Source organism: Streptomyces sp. Root1304, from assembly GCF_001426405.1.
Taxonomy (GTDB): Bacteria; Actinomycetota; Actinomycetes; order Streptomycetales; family Streptomycetaceae; genus Streptomyces.
This window is the reverse complement of the sequence record NZ_LMEP01000009.1, coordinates 47,082-61,828: the sequence shown is the minus strand read 5'-3', so window position 1 is coordinate 61,828 and position 14,747 is coordinate 47,082. Positions and strand designations below refer to the sequence as shown.

Annotated in this window: 10 protein-coding genes and 1 tRNA gene; 6 read left to right on the top strand and 5 right to left on the bottom strand. The window is 72.8% G+C overall.

Annotated features, from left to right (window positions below; genetic code table 11):
* Positions 1-311: 311 nt before the first annotated feature.
* From ASD33_RS12385 to ASD33_RS12370, 4 genes are all read left to right on the top strand, one after another.
* On the top strand, positions 312-1,751 hold the full coding sequence (locus tag ASD33_RS12385; protein ID WP_056557855.1) for a polysaccharide lyase 6 family protein: 1,440 nt from the start codon (positions 312-314) through the stop codon (positions 1,749-1,751).
* Between the two features lie 117 nt (positions 1,752-1,868).
* On the top strand, positions 1,869-2,816 hold the full coding sequence (locus tag ASD33_RS12380; protein WP_056557854.1) for a LysR family transcriptional regulator: 948 nt from the start codon (positions 1,869-1,871) through the stop codon (positions 2,814-2,816).
* Positions 2,817-2,949: 133 nt separating this feature from the next.
* A complete protein-coding gene (locus ASD33_RS12375; protein ID WP_056557852.1) occupies positions 2,950-4,314 on the top strand; it encodes a carbohydrate-binding protein in 1,365 nt (454 codons plus the stop codon).
* A gap of 153 nt (positions 4,315-4,467) precedes the next feature.
* Entirely contained in the window at positions 4,468-5,208 is a 741-nt protein-coding gene (locus ASD33_RS12370) for a hypothetical protein (protein WP_157870033.1), read from the top strand.
* A 37-nt stretch (positions 5,209-5,245) separates the two neighbouring features.
* Here ASD33_RS12370 and ASD33_RS12365 read toward each other — a convergent pair whose 3' ends face one another.
* The 4 genes from ASD33_RS12365 to ASD33_RS12350 all read right to left on the bottom strand — a co-directional run bounded on the left by ASD33_RS12365 (position 5,246) and on the right by ASD33_RS12350 (position 10,095).
* Positions 5,246-6,652, bottom strand: a complete 1,407-nt coding sequence (locus ASD33_RS12365) for a GH1 family beta-glucosidase (protein WP_056557848.1) — start codon at positions 6,650-6,652, stop codon at positions 5,246-5,248.
* A gap of 48 nt (positions 6,653-6,700) precedes the next feature.
* Positions 6,701-7,570 (bottom strand): carbohydrate ABC transporter permease, encoded by an 870-nt coding sequence (locus tag ASD33_RS12360; RefSeq protein ID WP_056557846.1) that lies wholly within the window; start codon positions 7,568-7,570, stop codon positions 6,701-6,703.
* A complete protein-coding gene (locus tag ASD33_RS12355) occupies positions 7,567-8,514 on the bottom strand; it encodes a sugar ABC transporter permease (protein WP_242426971.1) in 948 nt (315 codons plus the stop codon). The genes ASD33_RS12360 and ASD33_RS12355 overlap by 4 nt, the downstream gene beginning before the upstream one ends.
* Positions 8,515-8,730: 216 nt before the next feature.
* Positions 8,731-10,095 carry an extracellular solute-binding protein gene (locus ASD33_RS12350; protein WP_079044727.1) on the bottom strand — a complete coding sequence of 455 codons (1,365 nt, stop codon included), beginning with the start codon at positions 10,093-10,095 and terminating at the stop codon, positions 8,731-8,733.
* Between the two features lie 339 nt (positions 10,096-10,434).
* Here ASD33_RS12350 and ASD33_RS12345 point away from each other — a divergent pair, with 339 nt between their 5' ends.
* Positions 10,435-13,206, top strand: a complete 2,772-nt coding sequence (locus ASD33_RS12345) for a glycosyl hydrolase (protein ID WP_056557842.1) — start codon at positions 10,435-10,437, stop codon at positions 13,204-13,206.
* Between the two features lie 153 nt (positions 13,207-13,359).
* Here ASD33_RS12345 and ASD33_RS12340 read toward each other — a convergent pair whose 3' ends face one another.
* Positions 13,360-14,385 (bottom strand): LacI family DNA-binding transcriptional regulator, encoded by a 1,026-nt coding sequence (locus ASD33_RS12340; RefSeq protein ID WP_056557840.1) that lies wholly within the window; start codon positions 14,383-14,385, stop codon positions 13,360-13,362.
* 288 nt (positions 14,386-14,673) lie between these two features.
* Here ASD33_RS12340 and ASD33_RS12335 point away from each other — a divergent pair.
* A tRNA-Pro gene (locus ASD33_RS12335) sits at positions 14,674-14,745 on the top strand.
* Positions 14,746-14,747: the final 2 nt, after the last annotated feature.

Below are 14,747 nucleotides of genomic sequence, written 5' to 3'. Positions count from 1 at the left end.
GCGGGCACCCTCCCACGACCGGCCGATCCGCGAGGTCCACCCGAACGGAGGCCGACGCCCACCGCGTTAGCGGAACGTGAGCGAGACGTGAGTGACGACGGGGACACTGATCCCCGACATCCGGTCCGGGAACCGGCGCACGCCGTCCGGCGGGGACGCCGGCGCCCGACGTCGCACAGACCGGATCCGGGGCGGGCCGTGGGGGCTCGCCCCGGATCCCTTCCGTTCGGCCCCGGGGCGGGCCGGGGCTCCCCGCCGGGTCCCCCGCCCCGGCGCCGGCGCACCCGCGCACACCCCCTCCAGGAGGCAGCATGCAGCGACGGACGTTCCTCAAGGGCTCTCTGATCGGCGCGGCGGTCACCGCCGTCCCCCTCGACACGCTCCTCGCGGGCGGCGCGTCCGCGGCTGCTTCGGCGGAGACGGTCGTCACCTCCCTGAGCGCGCTCCAGAGCGCGATCGACAAGGCCGTCGCCGGTGACCGGATCGTCGTGGCCAACGGCACCTACACCGTTCCCGCGGGCGGCTCCATCAAGGTCACCGGCCGGCACGGCACGACCACCGCGCCGATCACGATCGTCGCGCAGTCCCGCGGCGGCGCCGTGCTGCGCGGCGAGCGGAGCTTCGTCTTCGACGACTCCAGCAACATCACCGTCAGCGGCTTCGCCCTGCGCCAGAGCGGCACCCTGGCGATCCCCGTGAACAGCCCGGGCATCCGGCTCACCCGCAACGACTTCCAGTTCGCCGAGGTGACCCCCGTCGACTGGGTCCTGGTGGAGGGCGACGACGCCAAGCTCGACCGGAACCACTTCCACGGCAAGAGCACCGAGGGCATCTACGTCGTCATCGACGGCCCCGGCACCACGGAGATCGCCCAGCGCACCCAGATCCTCAAGAACTACTTCTCCGACCACAGCTACGCCGGTGACAACGGCGGCGAGTCGATCCGGCTCGGCGTGAGCAGCCGCGCGCTGTCCGACGCCGACGCGATGGTGGAGTACAACCTGTTCGAGCGGTGCGACGGAGACCCCGAGGCGATCTCGGTGAAGTCCTCCGGCAACACCGTCCGCCACAACACGATCCGGTCCAGCCGGGGCGGCATCGTGCTGCGCCACGGCAACGGCTCGACGGTGGACGGCAACTACCTGATCGGTGGCAAGGAGGGCATCCGCCTCTACGGCAACGACCACCTGATCGTCAACAACTACCTCGCCGACCTGACGGTCCGCGCCCTGGTCGTCGGCAGCGGCAGCACCCGCGACCACACCGCCGGGGAGACCACCGAGCAGCGGCGCGGGAACGACGCGGTCGACCGCGCGATCATCGTGCACAACACCCTGCGCAACAACAAGAGTTCGCTCTCGGGCGAGACCCGGACGTACGAGCCCCGGGACGTCGTGGTCGCCGACAACCTCATCGTCGGCGACTCCGGCAGCCTGGTCGCCATGGGCGCGACGACCGACTTCACCTGGCAGAGCAACATCCTGTGGGGCGCCGCGGCCTCCGGCACGATCCCGGCCTCCGGCTACACCCGGGTCGACCCCCGTCTCACCGCCTCCTCGGACGGCGTGTACCGCCTGGCCGCGGGCAGCCCCGCGATCGACGCCGCCACCCTGACGGGCACGTCCGTACCGGAGGACATCGACGGCCACACCCGCGGCACGGCCCGCGACATCGGTGCCGACGAGTACTCGACCCTGGCGCCGCTCCGCCGCCCGCTCACTCCGGCGGACGTGGGCCCGAACGCGGCCTGAGGACGCGGAGGTGACGCCCGGCGCTCCGAGGGGCGACGACCGGTCGGTGCGGCCTGCGAGGGCGCGCGTTCCGGCTTTGGTCTGGACCGCTCGGGGCGGGGGCGTCAAGCTCTGTGTATGGACTTGGAGTTGAGGCATCTGAAGACGATCCGGGCCATCGCCGACGCGGGGAGTCTCACCCGCGCCGCCACCGTCCTCGGACTCGCGCAACCGGCGCTCAGTGCCCAGCTCAAGCGCATCGAACGGGCCCTGGGCGGCGTCCTGTTCGAGCGCGGCCGGGAGGGCGTGCGGATCACGGCGCTCGGGGACCTGGTCCTCGACCGGGCCCGGGTGGTGCTCCCCGCCGTCTGCGAACTGCAGGAGGAGGCCGTGCGGTTCGCCCGGGAGGGCGCCGGCGGGTACCGGCTCGGCGGCACCCATGGACCGCTCCTCGGCAGTCTCGTCGACCGGATCGCCCGCACCGATCCGGGCGCCCCGGTCTCCACGTACACCTCCTGGTCGGAGCGGGAGATCGCGTGCGGCGTCGTCGCCGGACGGCTGGACTTCGCCCTCGTCGGGGTCTGCGGTGAGAGCGGCCCGCCCGAGGCCGGCCGGCTCGCGTGGACGGAGGTCGCCCGCGATCCGGTGTACGTGATGCTCGCCGCCGACCATCCGCTGGCCCCCCGTGCCGAGATCGACCTCGCCGAACTCGCGGCGGAGGCCTGGACCGACGTACCCGGCGACGGCTGTTTCGGCGACTGTTTCGCGGCCGCGTGCGTCCGCGCGGGCTTCACACCCGCCTGCGTCTACGAGACGGACACCGCCTCCTGCGTCCATCTGGTCCAGGTCGGCCGGGCCGTCGGACTGTGCCGCGCCACCTTCCCCGTCACCCCCGGCATCGTGACCCGGCCCCTGACCGGCACCCCGCTCGTGTGGCGGCACCTGCTCGGCTGGCACCCCGAGGGACGCGCTGCCGGGCGGTCGGCCGCCGTACTCGGGCACACCCGCGCCGCCCACGCCGAAGCCCTCGCGACGAGCGCGGGCCGTACACCCTCGGGGGCACCCCGGGAGGGGAGCCCGCGCTGAGCCGACGGCCATAACGCGAGGGCAGGGGCCACCCGACAACTGCCGTCCCCCCGGCGGAATCCCTACGGTTCGAGCACATCCCCACCCGGGGCCGGGCGACCGGAACCGGGAACCCCGTACCGAGGAGACCCCCATGCTCCGACGACACGCCCGCACGGCGTGTACCGCCCTGGCCGCCGCCGGACTGGTACTGGCCGGCCTCCAGGCCGGTTCCGCCGCCGCGGCCCCCGACGACCGGGCCCCGCACCCGGCCGCGACCGGCGCCGCCCGCGCGCTCGGTGTCGACGCGACCCGGCCCGAACTGCTCCGGGCCATGGAACGCGACCTGGGCCTGACCCGCTCCCAGGCCCTGACCCGCCTCACCAACGAGGCCGAGGCCGGCGCCACCGCCGCCCGCCTCCGCCAGGGGCTCGGCGGTGCCTACGCCGGCGCGTGGGTGGACGGCGCCGAGGCCGGCACCCTGACCGTGGCCACCACCCGCGCCGCCGACGCGGAGGCGATACGCGCCACGGGAGCGACCCCCCGCCTCGTGACCCACACCCTGACCGCCCTGGAGCGCGCCAAGGAGGCCCTCGACCGGTCCGCCACCGCCGAGGCACCCGTCCGCTACGTCGACGTCCGCGCCAACGTCCTGGTCGTCGAGGAGACCCGGGCGGGTGCGGGCGACCGGCTCGTCCGGTCCACCGGAGTCCCGCGCGCCCTGGTGCGGGTCGTCCGCTCCGAGCAGGCCCCCCGGCCGCTGTACGACATCCGGGGCGGCGACGCGTACTACATGGGCGGCGGCGGCCGTTGCTCCGTCGGCTTCCCGATCACCCGGGGCACCACCCAGGGCTTCGCCACCGCCGGCCACTGCGGCCGTGCGGGCACCACCACCAGCGGGTTCAACCAGGTCGCCCAGGGCACCTTCCAGGCCTCGATCTTCCCCGGCAACGACATGGCCTGGGTCGCCGCCAACAGCAGCTGGACCGCCACCCCGTACGTCAAGGGCTCCGGCGGCGGGAACGTCCAGGTGACCGGTTCGGTCCTGCAGCCCGTCGGTTCCTCCGTCTGCCGCTCGGGCTCGACCACCGGCTGGCACTGCGGCACCGTCCAGCAGCACAACACCAGCGTCACCTACGCCGAGGGCACCATCTCCGGGGTGACCCGTACGACCGTCTGCGCCGAGCCCGGAGACTCCGGCGGCTCGTACATCTCCGGCAGCCAGGCCCAGGGCGTGACCTCGGGCGGCTCGGGCGACTGCTCCACCGGCGGGACCACCTTCTTCCAGCCGCTGAACCCGCTGCTGCAGAACTACGGCCTGACCCTGAAGACCACCGGCGTCGACCCGGGCCCCGGCCCGGGCGAACCGCAGCCCGGCGGCACCTGGGCCGCGGGCAAGGTCTACGCCGCCGGCGACACGGTCACCTACGGCGGCGCGAGCTACCGCTGCCTCCAGGCCCACCAGGCCCAGACCGGCTGGGAGCCGTCGAACGTCCCGGCCCTGTGGCAGCGCCTGTGACGACCGCCGGTCACTGACCGGGGCGCCTCCGAAGGGGGCGCCGCGAACCGGGGTGCCGCGAGCCCGAGGGGGGTGTCGCGGCACCCCCTCCGCAGCCCCCCGTATGATCACGCGATCATGATCATCACGGGTGCTTCGCGGGGGAGTCGGCGTATGAGCGGGTTTCGGAAGGCCGTGGCCGCGGTCGTTCTGGTGGCGGCCGTGACGGGATGCGGCTCCGGCACGTCCCCGGACGGTACGGGCGCGGCGGGCACGGCCTCGAACGGCGGGCCGGCCGGCGCGGCCACGAGGACCGGGCAGCCCTCCGGCGCCGGCGCGGGCCCCGCCGACGAGAAGCTCGCCGCCGACCCAGGCGTCCGCTACAAGGTCATCGCCGTCCCCGAACTCGAGGGCCTCGTCTGCGACGAGGGCGACGGCGGCTTCCACTACGGCAGCGACCTCGACATGAGCGTCACGGGCGACGACGCCCTCGAGGAGGTCGAGGGCGACAGCCAGGACCTCGCCGACGAGGTGTCCTGCTTCGGCAGTCGGAGGAACGTCCTCAGCAAGGGCAGGATCTCGGCCGCGGCTCCGATGTTCACGGCCAGGACCCACCTGTACGAGAACGTGCCGGACCCGGCCGCCGCGCTGAACGCGATCTTCGACGCCTCCGTGGACCAAGCGACGGGCTACGGCCGGAACTTCACCGGCAAGCCCCGGACCGCCACCAGCGCCACCCTCGTGGTGAAGTGCCGCCAGAACGTCACCGACACCTTCCCCATGACCACCTGCTTCTGGGCGAACTACGGGGCGGCCGGCGTCGTCGACTTCTTCCCGGCCGATGGTCAGTACCTCCCGATCGACTCCGCCGTCCCCTGGACCAGGGACTTCGTCGCCGGGGCCCTGCGCAAGTGACGCCGGGAGCGGGCGTACGCGCCGGTCGTACGCCCCCTCAGGCCTCCGCCCCGAGCCCCCCGCGCGCGATGACCTCCGCGTACCAGCGCGCACTGTCCTTGAGGGTCCGGCGCTGCGACGCGAAGTCGACGTGCACGATGCCGAACCGCTTGCTGTAGCCGTACGCCCACTCGAAGTTGTCGAGCAGCGACCACAGGAAGTACCCGCGCACGTCCGCGCCGTCCGCGAGCGCGCGGTGCACCGCCGCGAGATGCGCGTGCAGATACGCCACCCGCTCCGGGTCCTTCACCCGGCCCGAGGGGTCGGCGTAGTCCTCGTACGCCGCGCCGTTCTCGGTGATCACCAGGGGCACGCCCGGCAGTTCGTCGCGCAGCCGGACCAGGAGCTTGTGCAGCCCTCCCGCGTCGACGGGCCAGTCCATCGCGGTGCGCGGCCCGGGGGCCGGCTCGAACCGTACGTGCCGCTCCGCGCCCGCCCACGGCGAGGGCGACTCCGAGACGCCCGCCCCGACGACCGAGGGGGAGTAGTAGTTGATGCCCAGCGAGTCGATCGGCGCCGCCGCCGTGGCCAGGTCGCCGTCCCGCACGAAGGACCAGTCCGTGACGGACGCCGTGTCCCGGACCAGATCCTCCGGGAGCCGCCCGTGGAACACCGGGTCGAGGAAGATCCGGTTGCCGACCGCGTCGATGCGGCGGGCCGCGTCCAGGTCCTCGGGAGCCGCCGAAAGGGCGCGCACGGCATGCAGGTTGAGGGTCAGGGACACCTCCGCCGACCCGGGCAGCGCACCGCGCAGGGTCCGTGCGGCGAGCCCGTGCGCCAGGTTGAGGTGGTGGGCGGCCCGCAGCGCGGCGAGGTCGCTGGTGCGGCCCGGCGCGTGGACGCCGCTGCCGTAGCCGAGGAAGGCCGCGCACCAGGGCTCGTTGAGCGTGGTCCAGGTCGCCACCCGGTCGCCGAGCGCGTCCGCCATGATCCCCGCGTACTCGGCGAAGCGGTACGCGGTCTCCCGCTGCGGCCAGCCGCCCGCGTCCTCCAGCTCCTGCGGCAGGTCCCAGTGGTAGAGCGTGGCCACGGGACGGATGCCGGCGTCGAGGAGCCGGTCGACGAGCCGCCGGTAGAAGTCCAGGCCCTTGCGGACGGCCGGGCCGCGCCCGGTGGGCTGCACCCGGGGCCAGGCGACCGAGAAGCGGTAGTCGGTCACGCCGAGCCGCCGCATCAGCGCGACGTCCTCGTCGACCCGGTGGTAGTGGTCGGCGGCGATGTCGCCGGTGTCGCCGTTGCGCACCTTGCCGGGCGTACGGCTGAACGTGTCCCAGATGGAGGCCGTACGGCCGTCCTCGGCGGCGGCCCCCTCGATCTGGTAGGCGGCGGTGGCGGTGCCCCAGCGGAAGCCCGCGGGGAATCGGAGGGCGGTCGTGCCGTCGGTACGGGCGTCGAGCGCGGTCATGAGGGGAACTCCCTGGAGTGAGTCGTCGTGTGTGGGGGAGCGGACGGTTCAGCCCTTCACCGCGCCCTGCATGATGCCGCCGACGATCTGCCGGCCGAGCAGGCCGAAGACGAGCAGCACCGGCAGCGTGCCGAGCAGGGTGCCCGCCATGATCACGGACTGGTCGTGGACGTAGCCGCCGCCGAGCTGGCGCAGCGCGACCTGGACGGTGGGCTCGGAGGAGGTCAGGGCGACGACCGGCCAGAAGAAGTCGTTCCAGGCGGCCATGAAGGTCAGCAGCCCGAGCACGGCCATGCCGGGCCGCGCGATCGGCACCACGATCGACCAGAAGATCCGCGCCGTGGAGGCGCCGTCGACCCGAGCGGCCTCGATCAGCTCGTCGGGGAGCGACTGCACGAGGTACTGCCGCATGAAGAACACCCCGAACGCCGACACCAGCCCGGGCAGGATCACCGCCTGGAGCTGGTTCACCCAGCCGAGTTCGGCGATCAGCATGAACAGCGGGATCACCCCCAGCTGCGGCGGGATCATCATCGTGCCCACGGTGACCGCGAGGAGCGCGCCCCGGCCCCGGAACCGGAGCTTGGCGAAGGCGAAACCGGCGAGCGTGCAGCACAGCACGGTGCCGAGGGTGATCGAGCCGGAGACGAGGAGCGAGTTCAGGAGGGCCTTGCCGATGTCCGCCTCTTCGAGGACCGCGTCGAAGTTGCGCATCAGGTTCGGCCCCGGCAGCAGGGTCGGCGGGACCTGGGCCAGATCGGCGTTGGAGCGGCTGGCGGCGACGATCGTCCAGTAGAAGGGGAAGGCCGAGACGAGGACGGCGAAGGCGAGGACGCCGTAGGCGAGCGGCCCCGCGTGCAGGGTGCGGCCCGCCCGGGAGGTGCCGCGCCGCCGGGGAGCGTGGACGGGCGCGGTCATCGGCCGGCCTCCTTGCGGGAACGACGGCGCGCCAGCAGGGCGTTGACCCCGACGAGCACCACGATGAGCAGGAACATCACCCAGGCGATGGCGGCGGCCCGGCCCAGGTGGAAGAAGCCCCAGCCCTGCTCGTACATGTAGAGCCCGAGCGTCTGGTACTGGTGCGAGATGCCGCCGGAGACGGACCCTTCGAGCAGCAGCGGCTCCCCGAAGAGCTGGGTCGCGCCGATCGTCGAGACGACGACGGTGAAGAGGATCGTCGGCCGCAGCCCCGGCAGCGTGACGTGGAAGAACTGGCGCCACCGCGAGGCCCCGTCCATCGCCGCCGCCTCGTACAGCTCGTGCGGGATCGACTGCATCCCGGCCAGGTAGATCAGTGCGTTGTAGCCCGTCCAGCGCCAGATGACGACGGTGGACACGGCGATCTGCGAGGCGACCGTGTCGTTCTGCCAGTCGACGGGGTCGATGCCGATCAGCCCGAGTGCGTAGTTGATCAGACCGAAGTCGCGTCCGAAGAGCTGGGCGAAGACGAGCGTGGCGGCGGCCACCGAGGTCGCGTACGGCAGGAGGACGGCCGTCCGGAGGAAGGTCCGGCCGCGCATCCGGTAGTTGAGGAGGTGCGCGAGCCCGAGGGCCATGACCAGCTGCGGCACGGTGGAGAGCACACCGATGGTGAAGGTGTTCCGCAGCGCGAGCCAGAAGTACTCGTCGCCGAGGAGGGCGGTGTAGTTGCCGAGGCCGCGCCACTCCATCACACCGGGGGTCTGGAGCTCCACCCGGTACAGCGAGACGAAGGCGGTGTAGAGGAGGGGGAAGAGGCCGAAGGCGGCGAACAGGGTGAAGAACGGGGCGAGGTAGGCGTACGGCGAGAGGGTCCGCCACGTCCACCGGGCCGAGCCCCGCCGGCCGGGCGGTGGGACGGGCCTCGGCGGGGCGGCCGGGATCTCGGATGCGGTCAGGGTCACGGGGCGGCCCTTCGGGGGAGTCGGGGAGGGCGGGGGCGGGGAGGGGAGCCGGGGTGCGGGGTGGGGTGGGTCGCGCGGACAGGTCGGGTGGGGCCGGTGGTGGGTGCGGCCGGAGGCGCGGCCGAGCTCGACGCTGCGGGCCGCGCGGCCCGGCCGGATGGGGCCGGGGCCGCGCGGACGGGCCGCCTCGCCGGGTCAGCCGATGGTGTTCTCGACGCCCTTGCGCGCGTTGTCCCAGGCCTTCTCGGGCGAGGTGCCCTTGCGCTCGACCTCGCTCAGCGCGTTCGTGATCTGCTGCGCGATGTTCTGGTCGTGCACGCCGAGCACCTGGACCGGGGCCGCCTTCGCCGCGTCACCGAAGATCCGGCCGATCGGCGCGCCGGAGAAGAACGGGTCCTTCGCACCGGCGACCTTCTCGATCGCCCCCGTGGCCGAGGGGAAGTTGCCCTGCTTCTCGAACAGCCGCTGCTGCTGCGCCGGCGCCGTGAGCCACTTGACCAGCTCGTACGCCTCCTTCTTGTGCTTCGCCGCCTTCGGCACGGTGAGGTAGGAGCCGCCCCAGTTGCCGGGGCCTCCGGGCAGCGCGGCGACGTCCCACTTGCCCTTGCCGTTCTCGCCCGCCTGGCCCTTGATGTAGCCGAGCATCCAGGCGGGGCAGGGAAGGGTGGCGAAGGAGCCGGCCGCGAAGGCCTGGTTCCACTGCGGGGACCACTGGTCGAGCTTGGCGCTGAGGCCGTCCTGCGCCGCCCGCACGGAGTGGTCCCAGGCGGCGCGCAGGGCGGGGTTGGTGTCCCAGATCAGCTTTCCGGAGGCGTCGTAGTACCGCTCCTTCTCCTGCCCGATCATGATCGAGTAGAGGCTGCCGACGCTGTCGAGCCACGCGCTTCTGCCGGGGGCCTTCGCCTTGTACTGCTTCCCGAGCGCCAGGTAGCCGTCCCAGGTGGACCACTTCTGGGCGAGGACGGCCCGGTCGGTGGGGAGGCCGGCCTGCCGGAACAGGTCGGTGCGGTAGCACATGGCCTCGGGGCCGACGTCCGTGCCGAGCCCGAGGATCTCGCCGCCGCGGCCGGTGGCGGCCGCCCACTTGGCCGGGGCGAACTCGTCCTTGAGGGCTTCCGCGCCGTACTTCCGCAGGTCCTCGAACTTGTCGGACTGCTGCTGGGCGACGGAGGCGATCCGGCCGACCTCGATGCCCTGGACGTCGGCGAGGCCGCCGCCCCCGGCGAGCCGGGTCTGGAGGGACTTCCAGTAGTCGTTCTCGTCCTCGGTGTCCGTCTGCTTGATCGTGACGCCCGGGTGCAGCTTCTCGTACTCGGCGTAGAGCCCGGCCTCCTTGTATCCGAAGGATCCGAAGAGGTCGACGGTGAGGGTGATGTCACCCCCGGCTCCGTCGGAGGCCGAGCCGTCGGTGGAGGCTCCGCAGGCGGCGAGCAGCGCGCCGGTCAGCACGAGCGCCCCCAGCCGGACGGCGGCTCTTCCCGCGCGGGCGGGGCGGCTGGTGACGGAGGTTCGGACGGCTGCGGCAGCTCGGTCGGTGTCGGCGGCTCGGGCGTCGGGCATGGGAGGGCTCCTTGGGCTCCGGAACGAGCGAGCGCGTTTGAGAGCGCTCTCAAGCTTGCGGGGGGAGCGTGCCCGTGGAGAGGGGTGTCCGTCAAGACTCGAAGGCGTAACGGACGGGAGGGATCGCCAACTCCCGCCTGTGTTCAATCTATTGACACGCTCGATTCGCGGGTTCTACGTTTCCGGCGACCTGAGAGCGCTCTCAGACCTGCTCTCGGATCTGCTCTCACGACTGCCCCCACGACCTCCCCCGAACCCACGACCTCCCCCGAACCCGAACCCGAAGCCGCCCCGCCCCGCCCGAGCGCATCCCCCCGCGACGACATGAGGTGCTCCTTCATGCCAGCCCCCCGCACCAGGCCGGCCGCCGCGCTGGTCCTGGTCTCCGCCCTCGCCGCCCTGGGACTCGGCCCCGCCGCCGCCCCGGCCGCCGCCGCCACCGTCCCCACGGGAGCCGGAAGCTACTCCGACACCCGCCCCGCCGGAACCTCCGGCCCCACCACCAACACCGGCACGCCCGTCACCCCCAAGGTCACCCCCGCCGCCCAGGGCAAGCCGGTCCCCACCAACGACTGGTGGTCCTCACTCGCCTTCCAGCGCTACGGCGACAACCCGTACTCCACCCCCATGTACGGCCATCCGCTCACGTATCAGGCCGTCGCGGGCGGCCTGGAGATCGGCTACCCGACCAGCCCCGCGATCGTCGGCGACGGACGCCAGTACGAGTTCCCCCACAAGCGCGACCTCACCCTCGGTCTCACCGGTCTCAACTCGCCCGACACCAAGGCCGATGCCTGGTCCGACTGGACCGTCACCCCCTACTGGTCCGACGGCGCCCGCACCCTGCGTACCACCATCGGCCACGGCATGCCCTTCGTGTACGCCAAGGGCACCGGCGGCGACGCCCGGATCACCACCGCCGAGACGCCCGCGGTCTTCTCCGACCAGGGCAACGTCCTCGGCGTCACCGTCGCCGGGCACCACTACGCCCTCTTCGCGCCCAGCGGCACCGACTGGAACGTCTCCGGCACCACCATCACCACCGGACTCGGCGGGAAGGACTACTTCTCCGTCGCCGTCCTGCCCTCCACCGACGCCCTCGCGACCTACCGGAAGTACGCGTACAGCTTCGTCACCGGCTCCGCCGTGAACTGGAGCTACGACGCGGGCACCGTCCGCGCCACCTACGCCCTCACCACCGAGGCGAAGGAAGGCACCGAACGCGGCACCCTCCAGGCGCTCTACCGCCACCAGTGGCTGAACACCACCGACCCCCTCACCCCTTACACCTATGTGTCGCCGCGCGGCACCATGAAGGTCCGGGAGTCGGCCTCCTTCACCACCACCCAGCGGGCCGCCGCGACCCTGCCCGCGCTGCCGGGCGGAACCGGCGCCGACCCGTCGCGACTGCGCGGCTACCTGAACGAGGTCGCGAACTCCGCCGACCCCTTCTCCGGGGCCGTCGACACCTACTGGACGGGCAAGGCCCTCGGCAAACTGGCCCAACTGGTGCCGCTCGCCGACCAGATCGGCGAGACCGCGCTCCGCGACAGGCTCCTCGGCCAGATCAAGGGCCGCCTCCAGGACTGGTTCACCGCCGGCGGGGCGAACGAGTTCTCGTACGACCGCACCTGGAAGACCCTCACCGGTTACCCGGCCTCCTACGGCAGCGACACCGAACTCAACGACCACCACTTCCACTACGGCTACTACGTGTACGCCGCCGCGATCGTCGCCCAGTACGATCCGGCCTGGGCCGCCGATCCGGCCTGGGGCGCCATGGTGAAGACCCTGGTCCGCGACACCGCCAATCCCAGCCGCACCGACACCTCCTTCCCCTTCCTGCGCGGCTTCGACGTCTATGCCGGACACAGCTGGGCCAGCGGTCACCAGGGCTTCGCCGCCGGCAACAACCAGGAGTCCTCCTCCGAGTCGACCAACCTCAGCGCCGCACTCGTCCTGTGGGGATCCGCCACCGGCGACACCTCCCTTCGCGACCTCGGCACCTTCCTGCTCACCACCGAGGGCGAGGCCGTCGCCCAGTACTGGTTCGACGCCGACCAGCAGGTCTTCCCCGGCGCCTTCCAGCACGACACCGTCGGCATGGTGTGGGGCAGCGGAGCCGCCTACAGCACGTGGTGGACCGCCAACCCCGAGGAGATCCACGGCATCAACGTCCTCCCGGTGACGGGCGGTTCGCTCCACCTCGGCGCGCGCAAGGACGCCGTCCGGCGCAACATCGCCGAGATGGAACGGGAGAACGGCGGCCCCGCCGTCGAATGGCGGGACATCCTCTGGGAGTTCCAGTCCTTCGCCGACCCCGGCGCGGCCAAGGCCAAGTGGGACGCGGGCAACGCCGGATACACCCCGGAGGCGGGGGAGTCGAAGGCCCACACCTACCACTGGCTCACCGCCCTCGACACGCTCGGCGCGCCCGACACGACGGTCACCGGATCCATCCCCACCTCCGCCGTCTTCGCCAAGGGCACCACCCGGACGTACGTGGCCCACAACCACGGTGCCACCGCCCGCACCGTCACCTTCTCCGACGGTAAGTCCCTTTCCGTGCCAGCGCGTTCCACCGCGACCGGCAGCGGCACGGGCGGCCCCGGCCCCGACCCGGAGCCGTCCACCGGCGACACCTTCCAGCTCCGCACGGGCGGCACGCTCACCACGGCCACCGGCGCCACGGAAGGCAGCGACACCGTCCTCTCGGCGCAGGGCGGAAACTACGACGGCACCCCGAACCGGCCGCTCGTCTACCAGGTCAAGGGCCTCAACGGCACTCTGAGGAGCGGCGGTGCGACGGCCTTCCGCCTCCACGTCGACGCCGGGACGGCCGTCGGCCTCGGCCAGCAGGCCAGGATCAGCTACGACCTCACCGGCGACGGAACCTTCGAACGGACGGAGACGTACCAGTACTTCGCGACCGACCCGGTGACCGGCTGGGAGGAGTACGGCCAGAACCGAGGCCTGAAGTCCGCCACCGGAACGCTCGGTGACCTGCGCGGCGGCACCGTACGCCTGGAGGTCTGGGGCGCGATCGGGAACGGCGACGCACGGCTTCGGACGGGTACGGACAAGTCCGTGGTCGTCATCCCGTACGACTGACGGCACCTCCGGCGATCCGGAGACAGGGCGACACGGCGTCGGCGGGCCCGGGTGGAACGATCACCCGGGCCCGCCGGCTCGCCCGTAGCGGCCGTGTTGCCGGGGCGTGCCGGCCTGCCCGTGCGGCCTGGGCGAGGCGGGACGGTGTCGAGGTCAGGCCGAGGCGCGCCGGACCAGCGACGTCGGCGTGATCACGGAGGCCGGGGCCTCCGGCCCCGTCCCGTCGAGCAGCCGCATGAGCAGTTTCACCATCAGCCGGCCCATGCCCTCGACGTCCTGGTGCACCGTGGTGAGGGCCGGATCGGTCCTGCGGACCACCGACGCCATGTCGTCGAAACCGACGACCGCCACGTCCTCCGGCACCCGCAGCCCCCGCTCCCGCAGCGTCAGCAGCGCCCCCGAGGCCATCAGGTCGTTGGCGACGAACACGCCGTCGACGTCCGGCCGCCGGTCGAGCAGCTCCGCCATGGCGCGGGCGCCGCTCGCCTCCGTGAAGTCGCCCCGGCCCAGGAGGGCGGGATCGGCGTCGACGAGGACGTCGTGATAGCCGTGCAGCCGGTCGATCGCCGAGGTCTGGTCGTCGGGCCCGGAGATGTGGGCGATGTTCCGGCGCCCGAGACCGACCAGGTGGCGCACCGCCTCCCGGGCACCCCCTCGGTTGTCGCAGTCGACGAACGGGACGGCGGGGTCGGTGCCGGGAGCCGGGCGGCCGCCGAGGACCACCGGGATGCGGGTCCCGTCGATCACGGCCGGCAGCGCGTCGTCGTTGTGGAGGGAGAAGGCCAGCGCGCCGTCCACGTGCCCGCCGCCGAGATAGCGGGCGATCCGGTCGTGGTCGCCCGGGCCCTCCATCCACAGCAGCACCAACTGGGAGTCGTGCGCGGTGAGTTCACGGCTGATGCCGCGTACCTGCTGCTCGAAGAACGGGTCCGAGAAGATCCGGAACTCGGGCTCGGCGATGATCACGGCCACCGCGCCGTTCCGCCGGGTGACCAGCGAGCGCGCGGCGTGGTTGGGGACGTAGCCGAGCTCCTCCACGGCCCTGCGGACCTTCTCGACCAGCGGAGGCCGCACCCCCGCGCCGCCGTTGACGACCCGGGAGGCCGTGGCGCGGGACACGCCGGCGCGGTCGGCGACGGCTTCCAGCGTGGGGCGGGACCCCGTGCTCTGCTCGGACAAGGCGGGCGCTCCTCGGCTGCGTCGGGCGGGCTGCGGTGTGGCGTACGCGCTGCGGGGGTCGCGGTGTGCGGCGTACGTGCGTGCGTGTGCGGTGAGCTGTGTGGGTTCTTGTACGGATCAGGATATCCACAGCGGGCATGCCCCTGAGAGCGCTCCCAACCCGAAGGCCTCACCCCTCCGTACGGGGGGGCGGGCCAAGGCCCCGTACGGCGCCGGTCACCACCCCGAGCCGCCGCCGCGAAACCCCGTTGCCGGGCCGTCCGGGATCTGGCTACCGTCGGCGTCCTACGACGTGTAGCTCAGCAGCAGAGCGCCGGGCTCGGGACCCGGAGGGCGCGGGGGCGGAACCCGCCACGTCGGCT